22 protein-coding genes and 1 pseudogene are annotated in these 22207 nt (G+C 64.1%); 15 read left to right on the top strand and 8 right to left on the bottom strand.

The window, feature by feature from the left end; genetic code table 11:
• Both Q0L30_RS11755 and Q0L30_RS11760 read right to left on the bottom strand, forming a co-directional pair.
• Positions 1-351 carry a hypothetical protein gene (locus tag Q0L30_RS11755; protein ID WP_296655112.1) on the bottom strand — a complete coding sequence of 117 codons (351 nt, stop codon included), beginning with the start codon at positions 349-351 and terminating at the stop codon, positions 1-3.
• A gap of 121 nt (positions 352-472) precedes the next feature.
• Positions 473-1600, bottom strand: coding sequence for an aminotransferase class V-fold PLP-dependent enzyme (locus tag Q0L30_RS11760; protein WP_296655329.1), 1128 nt, complete (start codon positions 1598-1600; stop codon positions 473-475).
• Between the two features lie 324 nt (positions 1601-1924).
• Here Q0L30_RS11760 and Q0L30_RS11765 point away from each other — a divergent pair, with 324 nt between their 5' ends.
• The 6 genes from Q0L30_RS11765 to Q0L30_RS11790 all read left to right on the top strand — a co-directional run bounded on the left by Q0L30_RS11765 (position 1925) and on the right by Q0L30_RS11790 (position 7708).
• Entirely contained in the window at positions 1925-2911 is a 987-nt protein-coding gene (locus Q0L30_RS11765) for a zinc-dependent alcohol dehydrogenase family protein (RefSeq protein WP_296655114.1), read from the top strand.
• Positions 2912-3083: 172 nt separating this feature from the next.
• On the top strand, positions 3084-3545 hold the full coding sequence (locus Q0L30_RS11770) for a universal stress protein (protein WP_296655331.1): 462 nt from the start codon (positions 3084-3086) through the stop codon (positions 3543-3545).
• 454 nt (positions 3546-3999) lie between these two features.
• Positions 4000-4533, top strand: coding sequence for a hypothetical protein (locus Q0L30_RS11775; protein ID WP_296655116.1), 534 nt, complete (start codon positions 4000-4002; stop codon positions 4531-4533).
• On the top strand, positions 4523-5269 hold the full coding sequence (gene phbB / locus Q0L30_RS11780; RefSeq protein ID WP_296655118.1) for an acetoacetyl-CoA reductase: 747 nt from the start codon (positions 4523-4525) through the stop codon (positions 5267-5269). Before Q0L30_RS11775 ends, phbB begins: the two co-directional genes overlap by 11 nt.
• Positions 5270-5406: 137 nt before the next feature.
• The gene (locus Q0L30_RS11785; protein ID WP_296655333.1) at positions 5407-7143 is read left to right on the top strand and encodes an alpha/beta fold hydrolase; all 1737 of its coding nucleotides are present in this window, start codon (positions 5407-5409) and stop codon (positions 7141-7143) included.
• A gap of 349 nt (positions 7144-7492) precedes the next feature.
• Positions 7493-7708, top strand: a complete 216-nt coding sequence (locus Q0L30_RS11790; RefSeq protein WP_296655120.1) for a hypothetical protein — start codon at positions 7493-7495, stop codon at positions 7706-7708.
• 184 nt (positions 7709-7892) lie between these two features.
• Here Q0L30_RS11790 and Q0L30_RS11795 read toward each other — a convergent pair whose 3' ends face one another.
• The 4 genes and pseudogenes from Q0L30_RS11795 to Q0L30_RS11810 all read right to left on the bottom strand — a co-directional run.
• The gene (locus Q0L30_RS11795) at positions 7893-8141 is read right to left on the bottom strand and encodes a hypothetical protein (protein WP_296655122.1); all 249 of its coding nucleotides are present in this window, start codon (positions 8139-8141) and stop codon (positions 7893-7895) included.
• 191 nt (positions 8142-8332) lie between these two features.
• Positions 8333-9106 (bottom strand): SH3 domain-containing protein, encoded by a 774-nt coding sequence (locus Q0L30_RS11800; protein WP_296655124.1) that lies wholly within the window; start codon positions 9104-9106, stop codon positions 8333-8335.
• A 124-nt stretch (positions 9107-9230) separates the two neighbouring features.
• Positions 9231-9599, bottom strand: a complete 369-nt coding sequence (locus Q0L30_RS11805) for a DUF488 domain-containing protein (protein ID WP_296655334.1) — start codon at positions 9597-9599, stop codon at positions 9231-9233.
• 57 nt (positions 9600-9656) lie between these two features.
• Positions 9657-10244: pseudogene (locus Q0L30_RS11810) on the bottom strand (uracil-DNA glycosylase family protein); the annotation flags it as partial.
• Between the two features lie 217 nt (positions 10245-10461).
• On the opposite strand from Q0L30_RS11810, the gene Q0L30_RS11815 reads away from it, so the two are divergent.
• The 6 genes from Q0L30_RS11815 (at position 10462) to Q0L30_RS11840 (ending at position 18654) form a co-directional block, all read left to right on the top strand.
• Positions 10462-11520: a patatin-like phospholipase family protein gene (locus Q0L30_RS11815; protein WP_296655126.1), complete on the top strand. Its 1059-nt coding sequence runs from the start codon at positions 10462-10464 to the stop codon at positions 11518-11520.
• Positions 11517-13004, top strand: coding sequence for a GntP family permease (locus Q0L30_RS11820; protein WP_296655128.1), 1488 nt, complete (start codon positions 11517-11519; stop codon positions 13002-13004). Before Q0L30_RS11815 ends, Q0L30_RS11820 begins: the two co-directional genes overlap by 4 nt.
• Before the next feature lie 221 nt (positions 13005-13225).
• Positions 13226-14770, top strand: coding sequence for a hopanoid C-3 methylase HpnR (gene hpnR / locus Q0L30_RS11825; protein WP_296655129.1), 1545 nt, complete (start codon positions 13226-13228; stop codon positions 14768-14770).
• Positions 14771-14924: 154 nt separating this feature from the next.
• Complete coding sequence (locus Q0L30_RS11830; RefSeq protein ID WP_296655132.1) at positions 14925-15824, top strand: LysR family transcriptional regulator; 900 nt, start codon at positions 14925-14927, stop codon at positions 15822-15824.
• Between the two features lie 136 nt (positions 15825-15960).
• Complete coding sequence (dld, locus tag Q0L30_RS11835; protein ID WP_296655134.1) at positions 15961-17709, top strand: D-lactate dehydrogenase; 1749 nt, start codon at positions 15961-15963, stop codon at positions 17707-17709.
• A gap of 240 nt (positions 17710-17949) precedes the next feature.
• Complete coding sequence (locus Q0L30_RS11840) at positions 17950-18654, top strand: SDR family NAD(P)-dependent oxidoreductase (RefSeq protein ID WP_296655136.1); 705 nt, start codon at positions 17950-17952, stop codon at positions 18652-18654.
• A gap of 72 nt (positions 18655-18726) precedes the next feature.
• Here Q0L30_RS11840 and Q0L30_RS11845 read toward each other — a convergent pair whose 3' ends face one another.
• Positions 18727-19125 carry a hypothetical protein gene (locus Q0L30_RS11845; protein WP_296655138.1) on the bottom strand — a complete coding sequence of 133 codons (399 nt, stop codon included), beginning with the start codon at positions 19123-19125 and terminating at the stop codon, positions 18727-18729.
• A gap of 130 nt (positions 19126-19255) precedes the next feature.
• On the opposite strand from Q0L30_RS11845, the gene Q0L30_RS11850 reads away from it, so the two are divergent.
• Together Q0L30_RS11850 and Q0L30_RS11855 are read left to right on the top strand one after the other, a co-directional pair.
• Entirely contained in the window at positions 19256-19429 is a 174-nt protein-coding gene (locus Q0L30_RS11850) for a hypothetical protein (RefSeq protein WP_296655140.1), read from the top strand.
• A 413-nt stretch (positions 19430-19842) separates the two neighbouring features.
• Positions 19843-20127: a hypothetical protein gene (locus tag Q0L30_RS11855; protein ID WP_296655141.1), complete on the top strand. Its 285-nt coding sequence runs from the start codon at positions 19843-19845 to the stop codon at positions 20125-20127.
• Between the two features lie 127 nt (positions 20128-20254).
• Here Q0L30_RS11855 and Q0L30_RS11860 read toward each other — a convergent pair whose 3' ends face one another.
• Positions 20255-21229 (bottom strand): LOG family protein, encoded by a 975-nt coding sequence (locus Q0L30_RS11860; protein ID WP_296655143.1) that lies wholly within the window; start codon positions 21227-21229, stop codon positions 20255-20257.
• A 286-nt stretch (positions 21230-21515) separates the two neighbouring features.
• Here Q0L30_RS11860 and Q0L30_RS11865 point away from each other — a divergent pair, with 286 nt between their 5' ends.
• A complete protein-coding gene (locus Q0L30_RS11865) occupies positions 21516-22106 on the top strand; it encodes a YSC84-related protein (protein ID WP_296655144.1) in 591 nt (196 codons plus the stop codon).
• Positions 22107-22207: the final 101 nt, after the last annotated feature.

Raw genomic sequence — 22207 nt, forward strand, 5'->3', positions numbered from 1 at the left:
TCACTCGCTGCGTCCGGGCTGCGCCTCGCCGCGTGCCCCGGACCAGCGCCAGTTGCGGATCCCGGGCATGTCGTCGCCGTACGTGTCGACGTAGCGCCGGTGCTCAGCATGGGTGGGAAAAAACGGACCTGCAGTGAATCGGCAAATAGCGAGCCAGGGGCTCGGCGCGCTGAATGCGAACGTGTTGCCGTATCGCTCGTAGCCGGGACGGTAGATCGGCGTGTAATGCGCTTTTAGTCTTTTTAGTTCGTGGCGCGCAACGCACCTGGAGAGAGTGCTTAAAGAAGGCGCTTTAAGCACATGCGCGCGTTCGCGGATGCTTCGGCCATTACCTGCGACGATGTGGCTCAAGTCCGGGAACGCGCGCATTTGCGTTGATGAAACGCGTTTTAGCGCTCTTCCTGCAGATGCGTTTGCAATCCTGCCGTAAACGCTGCGGCAAAACCCAACGCACCTGCTGCGGAAAAGCGATTTAAAGGAAGCTGCCCAACGCCTTGTCGAACCTCGCGACCGTGCCTTCGATGTCATGCAGTTTGTCGAGGCCGAACAGGCCAATGCGGAAGGTTCGGAAATCTTCCGGCTCGTTGCATTGCAGGGGAACGCCGGGAGCGATCTGCAAGCCGGCATCGGCGAATTTCTTGCCCGAACGAATGCCATCGTCGTCCGTGTAGCAAACCACGACGCCCGGTGCCTCAAAACCTTCGGCCGCCACGCTCCGGAAACCCTTTGCAGCCAGCAGTGCGCGAATGCGCTTGCCGAGTTCGAGCTGCTCGGCTTGCACCTTGTCGAAGCCGTATGCCTCGGTTTCCATCATCACGTTGCGCAGCGTTGCGAGACTGTCCGTGGGCATCGTCGCGTGGTATCCGAACCCGCCGTTCTCGTAGGCTTCCATGATCTGCAGCCATTTGCGCAGATCGCAGGCGAAGCTGGTACTGGTGGTGGTTTCAATTCGTTCGCGGGCGAGCGTGCCGAGCATGACCAGCGCGCAGCAGGGCGGTGCGCTCCAGCCCTTTTGCGGTGCGCTGATCAGGACATCGACGCCACTCGCTTCCATGTCGACCCAGATCGTGCCGGAGGCGATGCAATCCAGCACGAACATGCCGCCGACAGCATGCACGGCGTCGGCGACCGCGCGCAAATAAGCCTCGGGCAACATCATCCCGGAGGCGGTTTCGACGTGCGGCGCAAAGACCAGATCAGGCTTGTGTTCCTTGATTGCGGCAACGACTTCTTCGATCGGGGCCGGTGCATAGGCGGCCTGCCTTCCCTGTTCGACCGGGCGCGCTTTCAACACCGTCGATTCGGCCGGAATGCCGCCCATGTCGAAAATCTGCGACCAGCGGAAACTGAACCAGCCATTGCGGATGACCAGACACTTCTTGTTCGTCGCGAACTGCCGGGCGACGGCTTCCATGCCGAACGTTCCGCTGCCCGGAACGACAACGGCCGATTTCGCGTTGTAAACCTTTTTCAGGGCGCGCGAAATATCGTGCATCACGCCCTGAAAGAGCTTCGACATGTGATTGATCGATCGGTCTGTGTAAACGACCGAATATTCGAGGAGCCCCTCGCGGTCGACATTGGGAAGTAAACCTGGCACGCTTGCCTCCGGTAAGAATTGAATTATGGTGTGCAGTATTTTTGAATTGATACCGCTGCAACAACGCAAATAGGTTTTTCGCCTCAACGACAACAGATTCTAACGAAAGCTGCTTGCAACCTGGGGCATATTTTGTGTGTCATTTGGCGCACGCACGCGCAGGATTCGCGCCACACGAAGCTCCCACGCGCGCAAGATATAGCGCGCACCGAATGCGTCAACATGCTGCACCGTCGTTCAGATCGCGGCGCGTGCGCCGACCGCGTAACATGATCCGTGCGGGCGCCGCGGTGCGTGTGGCGCTTCTCCAGGAGGAGGCAGGCAATGCGAGCGATGTTGTTCGATGGCGCGAGTCCGTTGTTGCGCGAAGTCGAACTGCCCGACCCGACGCCGGGCGCGGGTCAGTTGCTGGTCGACGTGCGTGCCTGCGGCGTGTGCCGCACGGATCTGCACGTGGTCGACGGCGACTTGCAGCATCCGAAGCAGCCCCTGATTCCGGGCCACGAGATCGTCGGTACGGTCGCTGCAACCGGCGGCGGCGTGACCGGCTTCGCGCCCGGCGACCGCATCGGCGTGCCGTGGCTCGGCCACACCTGCGGCCATTGCCGCTTTTGCCTGCGGGGCCGGGAAAACCTCTGCGACGCACCGGGTTTCACCGGGTATACGCTCGACGGCGGCTACGCCGGGCGTACCGTCGCCGACGCCCGCTACTGCTTTCATTTGCCGCGCCAGTACAGCGACGTCGAAGCTGCGCCGCTGCTGTGCGCGGGCCTGATCGGCTATCGCACGCTCGCGATGGCGGGCGACGCCGAGCGCATCGGCATTTACGGCTTTGGTGCGGCCGCACATATCGTCGCGCAGGTCGCGCGTCATGAGGGGCGTACGGTCTACGCGTTCACGCGTCCCGGCGATGTTGCCGCGCAGCAATTTGCGCGACGCCTTGGCGCCGCATGGGCGGGCGGCAGCGATGAGGCGCCGCCCGAGCCGCTCGACGCCGCGCTTCTGTTCGCTCCGGTCGGCGCGCTCGTTCCCGCGGCGCTGCGGGCCGTGACGAAGGGCGGAACGGTTGTCTGCGGCGGCATCCACATGAGCGACATTCCCGCGTTTCCTTACGCCTGGCTTTGGGAGGAGCGGCGCATCGTGTCGGTTGCGAATCTCACGCGCGAAGACGGCGCTGCGTTCATGGCGATCGCCGCGCGTCACACGCTTGAAATCGATGCGACGCCTTATCCGCTTGCGCGCGCAAACGAGGCGCTGGCCGACTTGCGCGCAGGGCGGCTCACGGGAGCAGCGGTGCTGACAATGACCTGAACGCGGGTGCTTGCGGCCGCAACGACGCCTGAACGTGGCAACGCACCGCATTGGCGCGAGGGCTAATCCGTACCCAAATGTAGTGGAATGATCAGACAATCGTAGTGGAAATGATCAGACAAACAGCGCGCGGCGTGAGCCGCGCACCATGGGCACAGCCCGGGAGGTCATGATGTACAAGCAGATTCTGGTGGCGATTGATGGCAGCCGAAGCGGCCGGCGCGCACTCGACGAAGCCGTGAAGATCGCGAAGGCGACAGGCGGCCATGTGCAGGCGCTATGTGTCGTGCAGCATCCCGCCCGGCTCGCGGACGTCGGCGCCGCTTATGCCGAAGAACTCTCGCACGATCCCAATGCAAACGATGCCGCCACGTTGGCGCTGGACGAAGCGAAGACGGTATTCGCGCAGGAGGGCGTCTCGGGCAGCACGCGTGCCGCCGATGCCGTCGGCGAGGACATCGCCGGGGTGATCTACCGCATTGCAGCAGAAGACGACGCCGAACTTGTCGTGATGGGCACACGCGGGCTTTCGGGGGTGAAACGCCTGCTGCTCGGCAGCGTGGCAGAGGCATTTCTACGCATGGCCGATCGTCCGGTCATGCTCGTGCGCAGTGCTGAGGAAGCCGACGCGTAAGTGAGCGGAAAGGCACGGCAAGGCGCTTGATATCCCATGCAGCGCCTCGCACGTGCCTGATCATCTGTCGCGAAAATAGCAAATAAGCATAGAAGTAAAGACGCTCACGCGTCACATGAATCTTAATAAATGATCTGGATCATCCGGCGCACGCACACTCGCCCCGCGCCGGCCTTTCTTCGTGCCTATGATGATGAGGGGATCTGGCGTAGTTCGAACTCGCCGCACTCCGAATCATCGTAGAGACGCGGCCGTATCCGCCTTTCACGAGCCGCCGTGATCCTCCATGCACCGCCGGGACGCAATTGTCGTCGCGCCGCTTGTTACCCGCCTGTGGCCCGCTCTTTGCGGGTTGCTCGCGGCCCCGCGGAATGTCTGCGTCCACGCTTCACTATTCGCGGTGCGCCGCACCTGGCGCCACGCCGGGCACTGCAATCTTGTGAGGACACTGAACATGGTCACCGTTTCCAATCCCTCGTTCGACGCCTGGCGCGTCAACGCCACTGCTGTGCTACAGATGCTCTCGCAGGGCGAACAGTGGCGCGAGCAGCTTCTCTCGCTTCAGCAACGCCGTTACGAACGCGACCGGGCCGCACTCGAGGGCGTGATGGAGACGCTGCGCGCCGCGCAGGACTGGAGCGATTTCGCAACGGCAAGCCAGTCGGTGCTGCGCGACTATCTCGGCGCGAGTGCGGCGATCTGGCAAGAGAGCGTCGCCGCCGCCATGCAGGGCGCGGGCGCCTGGACCGATACGGCACGCGGCATCGCGCAGAGCTGGCAGGACACGCTTGGCGGGCTGGAGCCGGGCGCGGCGACCGCATCGGCGATGCCCATGCGTGAATGGATGGCCGCATTCGAGCGTGCCGTCGGCGCGGCCGTGGCCAACGGTGTATCGATGACGAACGGCATGACCCACGGCGCGGCGGGACACGCGCACGGCAACGGCAAGCAGGCTGCACACACACAAGGAGAACAACATGGCAGCTAATCGCATCGCATTCGTGACGGGCGGCATGGGCGGTCTCGGCGCGGCAATCAGCCGGCGGCTTTGCGACGCAGGCATGACGGTTGCGGTGTCGCACTCGCACGGCAACGATCACGTGCTTTCCTGGCTCGACGCCGAGGAGGCCGCGGGCCGTCACTTCGTGACGTACGAGATGGACGTCAGCGATTACGACTCGTGCCATCGCGCCGCCGAACAGGCGCTCGGCCAATTCGGCCATGTGGACGTGCTCATCAACAACGCGGGCATCACCTGCGACCGCACGTTCGTGAAGATGACGAAAGCCGACTGGGATTCGGTGCTGCACACCGACCTCGACGCGCTCTTCAATATGACGAAGCCCTTCATGCCCGGCATGCTCGAACGCGGCTTCGGGCGGGTCGTCAATATCGGTTCGGTGAACGGCTCGCGCGGCGCGTACGGGCAGACCAATTACGCGGCGGCGAAAGCCGGGCTGCACGGCTTTACGAAATCGCTCGCGCTGGAAGTGGCGAAGAAGGGTGTGACCGTGAATACGGTGTCGCCCGGCTACCTCGCGACGCAGATGGTCGAGGCCGTGCCGAAGGAGGTGATGGACACGCGCATCCTGCCGCAGATTCCGGTCGGGCGGCTCGGCCAGCCGGACGAAATCGCGGCGCTGGTGGCGTTCCTGTGCTCCGACGAAGCGGCGTTTATCACGGGTGCCGATATCGCAATCAACGGCGGGATGCACATGCAATGAAGTCTGCGACGAAGCACACCAGGCCGAATGCGCGCCATGCCGATACCGCGCTGCAGGGGTCGGGCGGGATCAGCGCACCGAAAGGCAAGGAACCGGCGCACGCGCACAGAGCGGCGGTGCGGCCCGCGCCGCCCGCGATGACCCTCGTCGGCCTGCATGACGATCCGCTCGATCTCGTTGCGCATGCAAGTGTCGCTGCGCTCACGGGAGGGCTTTCGCCGGTTTCGGCCGTGCTGGCGTGCCTCGACTGGGGCATGCATCTGGCGATTTCGCCGGGCAAGTGTTTCGATCTCGCCCTGCGCGCTTCGCACGACGCGGCCGCTGCCTGGCGCGCTGCCCTGCCAGTGGTGGCTGGCGTGGCTACGGCGTCCGCAGCGTCGATGAAGGCGCCGGAGGCGCCCGCAGACGATCTGCGTTTCATTGCGCCGTCGTGGTCCGCGTGGCCGTTCAGCGCGTGGCGCGACAACTTCCTGCGCACGCAGGAATGGTGGCAGGAAGCGACGACCGGCGTGGCGGGCGTCGAGCGCCATCACGCCGACATCGTGCGTTTTCTGGCGCGTCAGTGGGTCGACGCGTGCTCGCCGGGCAATTTCATCGCGACCAACCCGGTCGTGCTCGAAGCCACCCTGGCGAGCGGCGGCGCGAACTTCGCCCAGGGCATGAAGCACTGGATGCAGGATTACGTCGCCGTGACAAAAGGTATGGGCGGCGCGCCCGTGCATACGCCGCTCGCGTATGAGCCGGGCAAGGATGTTGCGCTGACGCCGGGCAAGGTCGTGTGGCGCAACGCACTGTGCGAGTTGCTCCAATACGATCCGGCAACGGCCGGCGTGGCGCGCGAACCTGTTTTCGTGGTGCCGTCGTGGATCATGAAGTACTACATTCTCGACCTCCAGCCGCACAACTCGCTGATCCGCTATCTGGTCGAGCAGGGGTTCACGGTGTTTGCGCTGTCCTGGCACAATCCACGGGCGTCTGCACGCGATCTCGGCCTGAACGATTACCTGCAGGCGATGCTCGATGCGCTCGATGCCGCCCGGGCCCGCTGCGGCGACGAAGCGGTCCAGGCCGTGGGCTATTGTCTCGGCGGCACGCTGCTTGCCATCGCGGCGGCGACGCTCGCACGCGACGGTAAAGACGACGCGCTACGTTCCATCTCGCTGATCGCCGCGCAAACCGATTTCAGCGAGCCCGGCGAGCTCGGCTTGTATATCGACGCGAGCGAACTGGCTGCGCTCGATGCGCTCATGTGGCGGCAGGGCTATCTGGACGGCTCGCAAATGGCGGCGACGTTCCAGTTGCTCAACGCACGCGATCTTGTCTGGTCGCGCATGATGAGCGAGTACCTGCTTGGCCGCCGCTCGAAGGCCAACGATCTGATGTCGTGGAATGCGGACACGACGCGCATGCCGTACCGCATGCATATCGAGTATCTGAACGATCTGTTCCTCCACAACGATCTCGCCGAGGGACGCTACTGCGTGGGCGACGAACCGGTTGCGCTTTCGGATATCGAGCAGCCGATGTTCGTCGTCGGCACCGAGCGCGATCACGTTTCGCCGTGGCGCTCGGTCTACAAGCTGCTGCTCTCGACCCACAATCCGCTTACGTTTCTGCTGACCGCGGGCGGTCACAACGCGGGCATCGTGTCGGAGCCCGGGCATCCGCGGCGTCATTACCGCTGTGCCACGCGCGACCCCGGAATGGCGTATCGCAGCCCGCAAGCGTTCTTTGACGGCACGCCGCCGGTTGAAGGATCGTGGTGGCCGCGCCTCGTGGAGTGGCTGCAGGAACAATCGAGCGGCGAAATCGAGGCCCGCGCCGTAACCGGAGGACTTGAGGACGCACCGGGTGTCTATATTTTCGAGCGATAAGCGGTAAGCCGCGCGAGGTGTGTGAAGCACATGGGGCCACGGTGCTGAACGCCGTTTTGCGTTGCAGGAACGGCGAACGAATTAGATATCTGAATCATTGATCGGATGATCCGGGCACAGAGTACATGCTTTTGAACCCGTCACCGTTTTGGTGGTGTTGAAAAGGTGAGTTTCATGCCTTAAATCGCGCGGCATGAGACATGCGCACGACGTACGGCAATGCGGCCGATGCAACCCTTGCGGCGCGCATGCGCGTACGCGTAACAAAGCGAAACACGTCTGTAGCGAAACTGTACGTTTCGGCCACTATACCAGGCAATACCGGGCGTTTTCGCACAGGAGAGATTCGATGCTCAGTCACCACGAACTAGCGGCGCTGTTGCTGATTCGCGATGCACATACGCCAATCCAGACGCTTGACTCCGATTTTCTGGCTCTGCAGCACTATCAGCTCGTGGAAATGGACGAGCACGCCGACGACACAGTGCCGCGACTCACGATACGCGGGCGTGAATTGCTGAGACGCCTGGACGGCGACGGTGACGGCGACGGCGCAGGGGGTTGAAACCCGCATAAAGGGGATTAAAGGCGAGGGATTAAAAGCGATGGATTAACGGCAAGGAAGCAATGGAACCGGGACTGTCAAGCGGCTGACATTTGACGCTACGCCGGTTACAAACGCGTAATGAAGTGCGACGCCTTCTGCGTTAAACTTCCGTGCCGTTTCAAAACGGCCCTTTTTAACCGTATTACGCTGCCGTTAAAAATCCCAAAACATGAAAGCCGCATTCAAGCCTGTTCTCCGTTTGTCCGCCCTTATTTGCTGTGCTGCCATGCTCGCGCCGATCGCCGCGTTCGCGTCGCCGGCTCACGTTGCCTGCCACGTCGAGCATCACAATCATCATCCCGTGCGCGTTTGCCATCGTCTTCACCATCGTTGAACGCAGGGTGCGACACCGCAACGCCGCGCGTATGCGCGGCATTTTTGTTTGCTTCACGTTAATCAGGAATCCGTATATACAAGCACCACGCCAACGCGATGCCCGGTAGCGGATCGGCTGTGCGTGCGCGCGTGGCTACGGCTGTTGGAGGCGGCGCTGAAAGCGGGTGAACTGGTGAGAATCAGATGGACGGTGTGCGGCAAGTGGCACACCGTCCAGCGGGATGGTTGTTATCGACTGTTGCGGACTCAATTACCGCTGCCGGGTTGCCGGTTTCTGCCGCCGCCAGACGAACGGTTGCCGCCGCCAGCATCAGGCGGGCGTCTGCCACCGCCCTGGCCCTGCGGGCGTCCGCCGCCCTGACCAGCTTGCGCACCGGGCGGGCGACCTCCGCCGCCTGCGCCGGGAGGCCGTCCAGGGCCGGGTGCCTGCGCGCCGGGTCCCTGCCCGCCGGGCGGCCTGCCTGCGCCGGGCGGGCGGCCCCCGCCTGGCGGCCTGCCGCCACCGGGTGGACGGGCGTTGTTTCCGGGCCCGCCGCCTTGAGGCGGCCGCCCGCCAACGCCGGGCGGCCGGTGCGGCGGCCGGATGGGAGGCGGCCTGACCGGCCGCGGCGGCGGACGACGCATCCAGTACGCCTGGTTGCGGAACCAGGGCCGGTCGCGATAGAAGTTGCCCCAATACGCACCGAGCGAAAACGTCACGATCGGCAGGCCGATCGTGGGGCCGTAGCTCATGACCGGGACGGGTCTGCCCTGGAACGTGTAATTCAGGAAGCCGCCCCAGACCCAGCCGCGCAGGCCAGATAGGCTGACGTCGCACCAGCTGAAGCCCGCGAGGCATCCCCACACCGAAACCGGGACGCCGCCCGGCACTTGCGCGACGATCGGATAATCGCCGGCTGGTCCGGCGAATAGATTCACAGTCGTGTTGGTGAACGCCGGAGTCTGGGCGGCGGCCGGCGGCGAAGCGATGAAACTTCCGGCCAGACCGGCGAGTACCGCACCGACGAGCTGCTTGCGCATCGCAGTTCCTCCTTGAAGGGAGATCGCCCGACGATCGTTGTGCGATCTGTCACTACGGTAGCAGATAAGCCAGTTTGGGCGCCGTCACGCGTGTAACGGGGTATTTCGCGCAGCTTTTGCGTCGCTATTTGCGTTTGATTTTCTTCAGCAGATAGTCGCGCAGCAGGATCGCGTGGTTGTGCTCGACATCGCGCGTGCCATAGAGCAGGGCGATCGGCCCTTTCGCGCACGCGTCGGCGAGCGGCTGCCACGCGTCGGGATTCGCGTCGAGTTCGGCAAGGTAACGCTTGCTGAACTCGTCCCATTGCGAAAGATTCTGGTGATACCACTGACGCAGCGGCGTGCTGGGCGCAACGTCCTTGAGCCATTCGACGTGCCCGAGCGCTTCCTTGCGGATGCCGCGCGGCCACAGGCGGTCGATGAGGAAACACGCGTGATCGCCGGTGGGCGGCGCTTCGTAGACGCGCTGAATGTCGATGGTCGGCTTGGTCATCGTTGTATCTCCATTCTGCGGTTGCGGCGCTAGCGGGTGCGCGGCAGCCAGCGTTGCCGCGACGCGCTCGCGCAGTGCGGGCAGCACATCGTGCTCGAACCACGCATGGCGTGCGAACCAGGGTTGATTGCGCGGCGACGGATGGGGCAGCGGCACAAAGGCGGGAGCGTACTCGCGCCACGCCTCGACGGTTTCGGTGAGCGTTGCCTTGCGCCGGTCACCCAGAAAATAGCGCTGCGCGTATTGCCCGATCAGCAGCGTGAGCTGCACGTCCGGCAGTTGCGCGAGCAAGCGTGCGTGCCAGCGCGGCGCGCACTCGGGACGCGGCGGATTGTCGCCGCCCGCGCCGCGGCCCGGATAGCAGAAACCCATCGGCACGATGGCGACTTTCGAGGCGTCGTAAAAGGTCTCGCGATCGATGCCGAGCCATGTGCGCAGGCGCTCGCCGCTCGCGTCGTCCCACGGAACGCCCGATGCGTGCACCTTCGTGCCGGGCGCCTGCCCCACGATCAGTAAACGCGCGCCCGCACCGGCCTGGAGCACGGGGCGAGGGCCGAGCGGCAGCGCGTCGGCGCACACGGTACAGGCGCGGATTTCAGCGAGCAAACGCGAAAGCGGGTGGGAAGGCGAGCGGGTGGAAGGCACGGTGGGCGGGCGGGGATTGCCGATGCAAGGAATGGTTTCGAGTCTACCAAAGGTGCAAAACAAGGTAGCAAGCGAGGGTACCAGGCGAAGGTAGCAGGCGAAGGTAGCAGGCGAAGGTAGCAGGCGAAGGCACCACGCCGCGGCGGCATCACACCTGTGCGAGCCGCTTGCGCCTTTTCCTGTACCCTCGTGAAGGTCGCGTTTTCACGGAGCCGCCATGCCCGCAGGAACAGAAACGACACACAGCACGACCCGCACCGAACCTTTGCCCGTCGATCTCGCGCTGCAAGGCGGCGGTTCGCACGGCGCCTATACGTGGGGCGTGCTCGACCGTTTGCTCGAAGAACCGTGGCTTCAGATCGAGGGCATTTCGGGCACGTCGGCGGGTGCAATGAACGCCGCGGTGCTCGCAAGCGGTCACGCGAAAGACGGCGTGCCGGGCGCGCGCGCGGCGCTCGAACGCTTCTGGCGCCGCGTGGCCGACGCCGCGCGTTTCAGCCCGTTCCGGCGCGGCTTTGTCGATATGATGCTCGGGCGCTGGACGCTCGATCATTCGCCGGTCTATCTGGCGTTCGACATGATGGCGCGCGTCATTTCACCGTATGACATGAACCCCGCGAGCATCAATCCGCTGCGCACGATCCTTGCGGACACAATCGATTTCGACGCGCTGCGCAACTCGCGCATCAAGCTCTTCGTCACGGCGACGCGCGTGCGCAACGGCCAGGCGCGGGTATTTCGCAACGCCGATCTCACGGCCGACGCGCTGCTCGCATCGGCGTGTCTGCCAACGCTGTTCCGCGCTGTCGAGATCGACGGCGAAGCGTACTGGGACGGCGGCTACGCGGGTAACCCCACGATCACGCCGCTCGTGCGCGAGACCGATTCGGTCGACACGATCCTCGTGCAGGTCAATCCCGTGGAGCGGCCGGGCACGCCGCGTTCGGCGCGCGAAATCATCAACCGCCTGAATGAAATCGCGTTCAATTCGCCGCTGCTCAAAGAACTGCGCATGATCGCGCTGCTGCATCAGGTGGCCGACCCGGGCAACAGCGAAGGCCATCGCTGGGCGACGATGCGCGTGCACCGCATTCACAGCGACAAGCTCGTCACGCTCGGCACGTCGTCGAAGCTCAACGCCGAATGGTCATTCCTGACCATGTTGCGCGACGAAGGCCGGCAAGCCGCCGACGCCTTTCTCGCGACGCACGGCGCGAGCGTCGGCGTGACGTCGTCGTTCGATTTCGGCGCGCTGCTCGACGGGGTGCTGCAATGAGCGCGGGCACGCTCGCGGTGGGGCTCGCTGGCATGCTCGCGAGCCTTGCGCTGCTCATCTGGCTCGCGTATCGCGGCTGGAGCGTGCTGCTGCTCGCACCGCTCTGCGCGATGCTTGCCGCGCTCATTTCGGGGCAACCGGTGCTCGCGCACTGGACGCAGACTTTCATGGGCAGCACGGGCCGGTTTCTCGCCCAATTCTTTCCGCTTTTTCTGCTCGGCTCGCTGTTCGGCAAGCTCATGGAAGACAGCGGCTCGGTCGACGCCGTCGCGCAGTTCATGATCGACAAGCTCGGCTCGCGCCATGCGCTGGTCGCCGTCGTGCTGGGCGGCGCACTCGTCACGTATGGCGGCGTCAGCCTCTTCGTCGCGTTCTTCGTGCTCGCGCCGATGGCGCAGGCGCTGTTTCGCTCGGCCAATCTGCCGCGCCGTCTGATGCCCGCCGCGATCATGCTCGGCACGGCAACCTTCACGATGTCCGCGTTGCCGGGCACGCCCGCGCTGCAAAATGCGATTCCGATGCCGTTCTTCGGCACCACGCCGTTTGCCGCGCCGGGGCTCGGCGTGATTGCGAGCATCGTGATGGCGGGCTTCGGGCTCTGGTGGCTTTCGCGCGTGGCCGCTTCGGCGCGCCGCAACGGCGAGGGTTTCGTCGAACCGGAGAACAGCGCTGCAAAGGGGCAGGAGGACGGCACGTCCGCGCTCGTGCGCGAACGCGCGAGCGTCGCGCAGACGTTCGACCCGGCTGAAATCGGCGGCGCCGAGCCGTCGAAGGAAGCCGGTCCACCGCCGCCGTGGGTTGCGCTCACGCCGCTCGCGGTGGTCGTGGGCATGAACTTCGTGATGAATGTCGTGGTGTTTCCGCGCATCGACGCGTCGTATCTCGCCGAGCCGCGCTGGGGTGCGACGACGCTCTCCGCCGTGGTGGGCGTGTGGGGCGTGTCGGTGGCGCTCGCACTCGGCATCGTCGTGCTCGTCGCGCTGAACCGGCAGCGCCTCGGCGCGCTGCGCGAAAGCGTCGACGCCGGTGCGAATGCGTCGGTGCTGCCGGTATTGAGCGTCGGCAGTCTCGTCGGCTACGGCGCGGTGATCGCCGCGCTTCCCGCGTTCGAGGCGGTGCGCGACTGGGTGCTCGGCATCGGCGGCGGCCCGCTCGTGTCGCTCGCCGTCGCGACCAACCTGCTCGCCGGGCTGACCGGTTCGGCGTCGGGCGGCCTGACCATCGCGCTCGATGCGCTCGGCGATACTTACATGCAACTCGCGGCTCAACATCATATCGATCCGGCGCTGCTGCACCGTGTTGCGGTCATGTCGTCGGGTACGCTCGACAGCCTGCCGCACAACGGCGCGGTCGTCACGCTGCTCGCTGTCTGCGGCTCGACACACCGCGAAAGCTACCGCGATCTCGTGGTGGTCAGCATCCTCGGCGCGTTGCTCGCGCTTGCGGTCGTCATCGTGCTGGGGACGCTGTTCGGCAGCTTCTGACGCTGCGGGGCCGTCGCGCCGCTTCCCCGGGCTGAGCCCGCCGAACGCGCGTAGACTCCCACGAAGCAGCAATATCGAATGGCCGGGGCACGCTTTTTGCGTTACCGGTGAGCACCTCGCGTGCCTCGCGCACCTCGGCGGTGCGGTGCATGACGTGCGGCAAATCCGAGCGCGATGCGACAAGCGTGCCGCGACGGGCTGGCGCGTCGCAAGGAGGCTTCATGAAATTGCTTGCTGTCCATCCGAGCGGCCTGATGTACACGCGCGTATTCCTGCGGCTGGAACCGCTGGGGCTCGAATCGGTTGCCGGGGCCGCGCGCGAAGCGGGCCACGACGTGCGGCTGCTGGATCTGCAGGTCGAAACGCACGCCGATCTGATGCGCGTCGTGCGTACCTGGCGGCCCGAGGCGCTGTGCTTCTCCGGCAACTATCTGGCGAACATTCCCGAGATCGTCGACCTCGCGCGAGCCGTCAAGGCGGCGCTGCCGTCGTGCTTCGTCTTCGTGGGCGGCCATAGCGTCTCGTTTACCGCGCACGATCTGCTGCGTCACGCCGAAGGCGATATCGACTGCGTGGTGCGCGGCGAGGGCGAGGCCTCGATTGCCGCGCTGCTCGACGCCGTCGCGCACGGCGGCGATCTGCTCGCGGTGCCGGGCGTCGTGACGCTGCGCGGCGTTGGGCCGCCGCCGGGCTTTGTCGAGCATCTCGATGCCGTGCGTCCCGCGCGCGACCTCCTGCGGCATCGCCGAAAGTATTTCATCGGTACGCTGGATCCGTGCGCGTCCATCGAATTTGCGCGTGGCTGCCCGTGGGATTGCACGTTCTGCAGCGCGTGGACGTTCTATGGCCGCAGCTATCGCACACGCAGCCCGGAAGTCGTCGTCGAGGATCTCGCCGCGCTGCGCGAGCCGGGTGTATTCATTGTCGACGACGTGGCTTTTGTGCACGCCGACCACGGCATGGCCATCGCCGAAGCGATCCGGCGGCGCGGCATCGACAAACACTATTACCTGGAGACGCGCGGCGACGTTCTGCTGCGCAACAAGGAGGTGTTCCGGTTTTGGCGCACGCTCGGCCTCAATTACATGTTCCTCGGCCTCGAAGCTATCGATGAGGAGGGGCTCAAGGCGTTTCGCAAACGCGTCAGCCTCGACCGCAATTTCGAGGCGCTGGAATTCGCGCGCTCGCTCGGCATCTCCGTCGCGGTCAATCTGATCGCCGATCCCGACTGGGACCGCGATCGCTTCGAGACGATTCGCAAGTGGTGTCTGGAAATTCCCGAAATCGTCAATATCAGCGTCAATACGCCGTACCCGGGCACCGAGAACTGGCAACGCGAATCGCGCCCGCTCACGAGTCTCGATTACCGGCTTTACGACATCCAGCACGCCGTGGTGCCGACGAAACTCCCGCTGCCCGAGTTCTACGCGGAACTGGTGCGCACGCAACAGGTGCTGAACCGCAAGCATCTTGGCTGGGTGGCGCTGCGCCGCGCGTCTCGCCAGGCGGCGCGCCTTCTGCTGCACGGCCAGACCAACTTCGTGCGCATGCTCTGGCGGTTCAATTCGGTATTCGACCCCAACCTGCAGCTGGCCGATCACGCGCGCACGGTGCGCTACGCAATGACACCGCCGCCGCGGATATCCGGCGAATCGCATATCGATATGAAAACGATCTACATTCACGGCCCGGCCGGACGCAAGGGCCGCAAGATCGACGACGCCACCGAAAAGTTCGTCGACGAGACGCGCACGGGCACCGAGTGAGCCTGGCGGACGCCCGGAAAATGCCCAAACGGGGGACGTGTCTTCTTGTCTGCGCCGCGCGATGATGCCGGTCTGACGCGCGGGTTTTCCGGCTGCCTGGACGCCGGCGCGATTCCAGTCCACTATTGCGCGTGCGCAACAAGACGAAAAACATATGGAATTCCGGCAACTACGCTACTTTCTCGCGGTCGCGGAGCATCTGCATTTCAGCTCGGCCGCAAGATCGCTCGGTATCGCCCAGCCGCCGCTCAGCCAGCAGATTCTCAAGCTCGAAGCCGAGATCGGCACGCGGCTGTTCGTGCGGCATTCGCGCCACGTCGAATTGACCGAGGCGGGGCGGCTCTTTCGCGAGCGTGCGCGCCGTATCGTCGAAGAAGCCGAACTCGCGCTGGCCGAAGCGCAGAACGCCGGGCGCGGCGAGACGGGGCGGCTCAGTCTCGGCTTTGCCGGGTCGACGGTGTTTCACCCCCTTGTCGCAGCCGCGCTCCAGCGCTTTCGCAGTGCCTGGCCGGGCGTTGCGATCGGTTGCGAGGAAAGCAATAGTTCGGTGCTGCTGGAACGCGTGGGCGAAGCGCGCGTGGATGCGGCCTTCGTGCGCCTGCCGCTCGACTGCCGCGGGCTCGCTACCCAGCCGCTCGTCGAAGAGGACGTGCTCGCCGTGCTGCCGCCGCGGCATCGCTTTGCGCGACGGCGCAGCCTGGATCTCGCCGATCTCGCGGGCGACCCGCTCATTCTTTTCCCGCGCCCGATCGGGCCGGATCTGCACGATTCGATTATCAGCGCGTGCCATGAGGCCGGTTTCCATCCAGTCATCAGCATGGAGTCGCCGCAGATTTCCTCGGCCGTCAACATGGCGGCGGCGGGCTTCGGTGTGACGCTGATTCCTTCGTCGATGCGGCAGATTCAGGCGAAGGGCGTGACTTATCACGCTCTCAGGGGCGGCGCGCTGCATACGACGATCGCGCTCGTGTACCGGCCACAGGACCGGGCGCCCGCGGTGCAGAATTTCATCGGGATCGCGCGCGATATCGCACGGCATCCGCAGCAGATTTGACCCCTGACGATTGATAGGATTTTCGTCTTGATTGCGGCGTTTTGCGATATTGGACGGATTCATTGGGTCGGCCTATCCTTGCGCAAAATTTGCCGGTCCCGCCGGCACCTTAATATTTCGTGCAGGAGACGCCTACATGTCCACCGTCCGCCAAGGCACCGTTTCGCCAGCCACGACCCGGGTCGAAGGGCGAGCGCCGCTCGTTGAATCCCTGCAGTCCATCGTCGGCCGAAAATATGTATTGACCGGCGACAAGGCCACGCGGCGCTATCGGACGGGCTTTCGATTCGGACAAGGTTCCGTTGCCGCCGTGGTGCAGCCCGGCTCGCTCGTGGAGCAATGGAAGGTACTGCAGGCATGCGTGGCGGCGAATGTGGTCGTGATCTCGCAGGCGTCGAATACCGGTCTCACCGGCGGCTCGACGCCCGATGGCGATAACTACGACCGCGATGTGGTCATCGTCAGCATGACGCGCATGCGCCAGGTCTACGTCATCGACAGCGGTAAACAGGTGGTCTGCCTGCCCGGCTCGACACTCGACCAGCTCGAACAAACGCTCAAACCGCTCGGCCGCGAGCCGCACTCGGTGATCGGCTCGTCGTGCCTCGGCGCGTCGGTGATCGGCGGCATCTGCAATAACTCGGGCGGCGCGCTCGTGCGGCGTGGCCCGGCGTACACGGAAATGACCGCGTACGCCCAGGTGGATGCGCAAGGGCAGCTTAGATTCGTGAACCATCTGGGGATCGGTCTTGGCGAAACACCGGAGGAGGTGCTTGGGCGCCTCGATCGCGGCGATCTGCCGGAAGACACTATCCGTCACGATGTCGGCGCCGCATCCGATCATCAGTACGCGAAACATGTCCGCGATGTCGACGCCGACACGCCCGCGCGCTACAACGCCGACCCGCTGCGCTTGCACGAAGCGTCGGGATCGGCGGGCAAGGTGATGGTTTTCGCGGTCCGGCTCGATACTTTTCCGATCGAGAAGGGCACGAAGGTGTTTTATATCGGCACGAACGAGACGTCCGAACTGACCGATCTGCGTCGCCATATTCTCGGTGAGATGTCGAACCTGCCTGTCGCGGGCGAATACATGCATCGAGACGCTTTCGATATTGCCGAGCGCTACGGCAAGGATATGTTCCTGCTCATTCAGCACCTGGGCACGAAACGCCTGCCCGCGTTGTTCAACCTGAAGAGCCGCTGCGATGCAATTTTCGAGCGCATCGGCTTTTTGCCTTCGCATTTCACCGATCGCGTGGCGCAGGCGGTGAGCCGGCTTTTCCCGAGCCACTTGCCGGCGCGGCTGAAGGACTATCGCAATCGCTTCGAGCATCATCTGATGCTCAAGGTCTCTGCCGATATGACTGACGAGACGCACGATTATCTGAAACGCTATTTCGCGGGCGCAAGCGGCGACTTCTTCGAATGCACGGCTGAAGAGGGCACCAAGGCGTTCCTGCATCGCTTCGCAGCGGCGGGCGCGGCCGTGCGTTATCGCGCCGTGCACAGCGCTGAAGTGGAGGATATCGTCGCGCTCGATATCGCCCTGCGCCGCAACGATCGCGAGTGGTTCGAGCAACTGCCCGAGGCAGTCGAAAAGCCCATTGCGATCAAGCTCTACTACGGCCACTTCCTCTGCCACGTTTTCCATCAGGATTACATCGTGCGCAAGGGCCACGATTGCCTCGCGCTCGAACACGAGATGTGGAAACTGCTCGACAATCGCGGCGCCCAATACCCGGCCGAGCACAACGTCGGGCACCTCTACTATGCGAAACCCGAGCTGAAATCGTTCTACGAATCCCTCGATCCGTGCAACTGCTTCAACCCGGGGATCGGCCATACGTCGAAGTTCGCGAACTATCGCGATACAGCCGAATAACGGAAACCACGACTAGAATGATCAAGCTCAACATGAGCTTGATCTCTTTTATTTCCGGTGCGGTTATTCGGCATGCTTATTTATCGATACTGAAACGCGACGAGCACTGTCGCGTCCGGCCCGCGCCGAAGCGGTGGCCGGGTCGAATGCGTATGCTTGAACAAAGCCGCGCGGTTGGCTAACGCGCGCGCAGGGCGCGGCCTTCTGCCGCCGTATCACACTTGATGGGTGTCGAAACAGATGAAAACCGGAATCGATGGAAAAGTCGTGGCGATCACGGGTGGATTCGGCAACCTCGGCCTGGCGACAGCCGCGTTGCTGATCGAGCGCGGCGCGCGCGTGGCGCTGATCGGCCGCGGCGCCGTGCCGGACACGCTTCCCGCAGGCGTGACGGCCGCATTGGGCCTCGGCGGCGTCGACGTTGCAGATCTGCAGGCGGCAAAGCAGGCGCTCGACGCGGTCAACGATCAACTGGGCCAGCTCGACGCGGTGCTCAATATCGCGGGCGCGTTCCGATGGGAAACCATTGCGGACGGCGATCCGGCCACGTGGGACCTCATGTACAAGGTCAACGTGAAGACGGTGCTCAACGCATCGAAGGCGGCTTTGCCGCATCTGCTCAAGAGTGAGGCGGGGCGTATCGTCAACATCGGTGCGGGCGCGGGCCTGAAGGCCGGTGCCGGCATGGGCGCCTACGGCGCGTCGAAAGCGGCTGTCGCTCGCCTCACCGAGGCGCTTGCCGAGGAACTGAAAGACAAGGGCATAACCGTCAATGCGATTTTGCCGAGCGTCCTCGACACGCCGCAAAACCGCGAGGACATGCCCAATGCGGATTTCACGCGCTGGGTTCAGCCGCGCGAAATTGCGGCGTTGATTGCGTTCCTGCTCGGCGCCGATGCGCAGGCAATCACGGGCGCGTTGATTCCGGTGAGCGGACGCACTTGAATGGCGTGCGCGTGGCCTGAGGCGTGCGGCGGTCGGGGCGCGTCAATGCGTATCGCGGATCGCATATTGGATTTAGCGTCCGCGCGGACCGCCGCCGTGCCCCATGCCACCGCTTTGCCACTGCCCGCCACCGCCGAAATGTCCGCCGCCGAAGTGCCCTCCACCGCCGAAGTGCCCGCTGCCACCGAAGTGCCTGCCGCCGCCATGAAAGCCTCCGAAGTGTCCCCGGAAGCCATGCCGCCCGAAGCCGTGATGGAAGAACCGGCCACCGCCGCCGAAGAATTCGATGTTCGCGACGCCTGGGTAATAGCCCCCGCAGTAGCCGTAATAGTCGGTGTACGGATAGCCGTAGCAAGGATAGCCGTAGTACGGGTAGCCGTATCCATAGTCGTAGTAGTCGTAACCCGAATAGGGTTCGACGGCGCAGCCGGCCAGAACGGTCGCCGCCGCCAGTGCCAAAGTGAGCCGCAACACGATTGTCTCCCTCTAATATTGCTTTGAAACCGAACTAAGGGATCGGGTTCAAAAGCAATTGTGTCCACAGATTACCGTTGCCGTGTGTAGCAGAACGAATGCGGTGCGTGTTACCGGAAAGCCGCGAATGGCGACACAAAACCGGGCGCACAAGCCAGCACGTCATCGGTCATACCAGTTGATTCAGGATGTCGAAATAACGGATTTCGCGCCCATCAAATTCCATATCGAATCGCTGAAAAAAACCGGCGATGCCGATTTACGGTTGATCTGGCGCTTTACATTGCCGGACTGCGTGTGAGGCGAAGATCGAGTGAAGTGGGCGGAAATCGCGCTCGCGGTATTGACGTCGTTCACGCACGGGGAACACGCGTCTGCGACGCGCAGTGACAAAGTGACCCATCGGCGCAATTCACCTGCGGCGCAAGCTTGACGCGCCGTCTCGCGAGAAAGCCGGGGCACGCGGCCCACGGCGGGCTTGCGTACAGCCGTGAAAATGAAAGAGAATTCGTACCGCATTCAAAGAATGGTCGAGCACCTTCGTGCTCGCGGCTTTACGGGTACGAGCGATGCAATTTGACGCTGGCACCCGGCGCTTTCACACCCGCTTTTGCACCCGCTTTTGCACCGTTACGATGCCACCGCCTGTATGCACGTATCAGCATGTGGACGTACGTAACTGTATTTGCCGCTTTCTCTGGAGGCTGTTGAGCCATGCCCGCCGTACTCCCCCATGAGCCGCCGGTCCTCGACGCGCACACTTGCCGTGTCGATTCGGACCCGGACCGCTGCGCGCCGCCACGGCATCGAAGCGATGGCCGCACGGCGCCGTGCGGTCTCGTCCTGCCGCTCGCGTTCGCCGCACGCATCGATATGCGCTCGCAGACTTCATCGCGCGACGCGACGGCTTGCCCGCTCGATGGGAGCGTCCTGCGCCTTTGGTGTCTGCGCGTGCGTCACGGAGCCTGTCCGAACCGGACGCCGGACAATCGCGCTTAGCGGCTACAGCGGCTACAGCGGCTACAGCGGCTGCAGCGGCTATAGCAGCTAAGCAGCTAAGCAGCTAAGCAGCTAAGCGGCTGCAGCGCGACCCCCGCCATGTGCCCGCCGCCGGAAATCCTGCGCTTCAGCGCCCCTTGCCGCGTCCGTGGTTTGCGCGCTTCGGCTGCGCGGCGGTGTACCAGTCGCGAATAGTCGACCAGATCTCGTCAGCCGTTTCGCAGAACGTGAACAGCGCCTTATCGACGTGATCGATCATCCCTTCGTCGGCGAGAAACTCGAAATTCACCGCTTTATGCCAGAACGCGCTGCCCACCAGCACGACGGGCAGCGGTGTGATCTTGCGCGTTTGCAGCAGCGTGAGCACTTCGAAGAGTTCGTCCAATGTGCCGTAGCCGCCCGGGAAGAATACCGCTGCCTTCGCGCGTTCGAGCAGATGCAGCTTGCGGATGCCGAAATAGTGGAAGCGGAAGCACAGTTCGGGTGTCTGCCATGGATTCGGAAACTGTTCGTGCGGCAGCGTGATATTGAGCCCGACGCTCGGTGCGCCGGCCTCGCTCGCGCCGCGATTGGACGCCGCCATGATGCCCGGGCCGCCGCCTGTGACGATCGTGAGCTTCGGCAAGGTGGCTGTGGCTTTCGCCGCACCGACGAGCCGTCCGAATTCGCGTGCGACTTCGTAGCTGGCACTGCGCTCGACGAGCCTGCCAGCCGCGTGTACGGCTGCCTGTAGCGCGTGGTCGTCGGGTTGTGCGCGCAGCGCACGGCGTGCCTGTGCGAAACGTTTGTGGGCTTCAGCGGGTTCGAGCGTGCGACTCGCGCCATAAACGACGACTGTGTGATCGATGCCTGCGGCCTGCAAACCCCGCTGGGCCTTTTCGTATTCGAGCTGCAGACGCACGCCGCGCATATCCGGCCGTTGGAGAAAGTCGGGATCGCGGCTCGCGTCGCGCCACGTCGGGCCGGACATCAAACGCTGCACGCGCGGCGGCAACCCGGAATGGGCAGGTGTGTCGAGACGCGGGTCGGTAGCGGGCTTCGCGGTTACCGCAGTTACGGAAGTTACCGAAGTTACATTCAGGCGTTTGGAAGAGGCTTTCATCGATGCGTGCCGCAGAGGGAAGAGGTGACATGCCCTTTATCGTAGCGGTGGCGCGCGTGAAATGTGCGGCGGCGCGATGTCGGGCGTGGTCGTCGCACTGTAACCGGCCGGGTCGTTCGTGCGTAGTTTGTGCGTAGTTCGTGCGTATAGGGACGAGGCGGAATCGCCAGGCGCACGGGCACTCGCGCTATCCTGTTGTACCTTTTTGCGCGTGGACATCCGCGATTGACGGATGTCGGAATCCGCGCAAAGGTTATCGCATACCTATTTTTACAGGGATACCCTAATGCGCCGACGTGAATTTCTCATCAGCTCCAGTGCCGCACTCGCTACCGGCAGCCTCGCGCTGGCCGGTTGCACGACGACCTCCCTCGGCGGGCGTGACTCCGCTTCACAAAACGCGGCGAAGCGCCAATCGATCGACGCCAACGTCGACGCCACGCTCGCACGCCTCTACAACACCGTGAACGGCTCGCGCGAACTGCTTTCGAGGGCGAACGGCGTACTGGTGTTTCCGAGCGTGTTCGCTGCGGGCTTCTGGATCGGCGGGCAATACGGCACGGGCGCACTGCGTGTGGATGGCCGCACGACGGGTTACTACAGTACCGTGGCAGGCTCGTTTGGTTTGCAGATCGGCGCGCAGTCGAAGGCGATCATCTTCGCGTTCATGAACCGCGAGGCGCTCGACCGCTTCCTCAACAGCCAGGGCTGGTCCGCGGGCGCGGACGCAACCGTTGCGCTCGTCACGGTCGGGGCGAACGGCAACGTCGATACTTCGACCGCAACCAATCCGGTCGAAGCGTTCGTGCTCACCAATGCCGGTTTGATGGCGGGTGTGTCGCTCGAAGGCGTCAAGGTTTCGCGCCTCATTATCTGAAGCAGCGGTCATCCCGGTGCGTATGGGGCGTATCGAATCGCTGACGAAACGCCCGCTACCCGAACGGTGCTGCCGTGAACCGGATCGAGGCGGGCGGCACG

Origin of the sequence: Paraburkholderia sp. (assembly GCF_024281035.1) — a bacterium.
GTDB lineage: Bacteria > Pseudomonadota > Gammaproteobacteria > Burkholderiales > Burkholderiaceae > Paraburkholderia.

Excerpts from the sequence above, each read along its gene's own strand:
- Q0L30_RS11785 (WP_296655333.1), top strand. The coding sequence starts at position 5,407 with ATGACCCTCGTCGGCCTGCATGACGATCCGCTCGATCTCGTTGCGCAT.
- Q0L30_RS11820 (WP_296655128.1), top strand. The coding sequence starts at position 11,517 with ATGAGCGCGGGCACGCTCGCGGTGGGGCTCGCTGGCATGCTCGCGAGC.
- hpnR (WP_296655129.1), top strand. The coding sequence starts at position 13,226 with ATGAAATTGCTTGCTGTCCATCCGAGCGGCCTGATGTACACGCGCGTA.
- Q0L30_RS11830 (WP_296655132.1), top strand. The coding sequence starts at position 14,925 with ATGGAATTCCGGCAACTACGCTACTTTCTCGCGGTCGCGGAGCATCTG.
- Q0L30_RS11865 (WP_296655144.1), top strand. The coding sequence starts at position 21,516 with ATGCGCCGACGTGAATTTCTCATCAGCTCCAGTGCCGCACTCGCTACC.
- Q0L30_RS11790 (WP_296655120.1), top strand. The coding sequence starts at position 7,493 with ATGCTCAGTCACCACGAACTAGCGGCGCTGTTGCTGATTCGCGATGCA.
- phbB (WP_296655118.1), top strand. The coding sequence starts at position 4,523 with ATGGCAGCTAATCGCATCGCATTCGTGACGGGCGGCATGGGCGGTCTC.
- Q0L30_RS11765 (WP_296655114.1), top strand. The coding sequence starts at position 1,925 with ATGCGAGCGATGTTGTTCGATGGCGCGAGTCCGTTGTTGCGCGAAGTC.
- dld (WP_296655134.1), top strand. The coding sequence starts at position 15,961 with ATGTCCACCGTCCGCCAAGGCACCGTTTCGCCAGCCACGACCCGGGTC.
- Q0L30_RS11775 (WP_296655116.1), top strand. The coding sequence starts at position 4,000 with ATGGTCACCGTTTCCAATCCCTCGTTCGACGCCTGGCGCGTCAACGCC.
- Q0L30_RS11855 (WP_296655141.1), top strand. The coding sequence starts at position 19,843 with ATGCCCGCCGTACTCCCCCATGAGCCGCCGGTCCTCGACGCGCACACT.
- Q0L30_RS11770 (WP_296655331.1), top strand. The coding sequence starts at position 3,084 with ATGTACAAGCAGATTCTGGTGGCGATTGATGGCAGCCGAAGCGGCCGG.
- Q0L30_RS11800 (WP_296655124.1), bottom strand. The coding sequence starts at position 9,106 with ATGCGCAAGCAGCTCGTCGGTGCGGTACTCGCCGGTCTGGCCGGAAGT.
- Q0L30_RS11815 (WP_296655126.1), top strand. The coding sequence starts at position 10,462 with ATGCCCGCAGGAACAGAAACGACACACAGCACGACCCGCACCGAACCT.
- Q0L30_RS11860 (WP_296655143.1), bottom strand. The coding sequence starts at position 21,229 with ATGAAAGCCTCTTCCAAACGCCTGAATGTAACTTCGGTAACTTCCGTA.
- Q0L30_RS11850 (WP_296655140.1), top strand. The coding sequence starts at position 19,256 with ATGGCGACACAAAACCGGGCGCACAAGCCAGCACGTCATCGGTCATAC.
- Q0L30_RS11840 (WP_296655136.1), top strand. The coding sequence starts at position 17,950 with ATGAAAACCGGAATCGATGGAAAAGTCGTGGCGATCACGGGTGGATTC.
- Q0L30_RS11805 (WP_296655334.1), bottom strand. The coding sequence starts at position 9,599 with ATGACCAAGCCGACCATCGACATTCAGCGCGTCTACGAAGCGCCGCCC.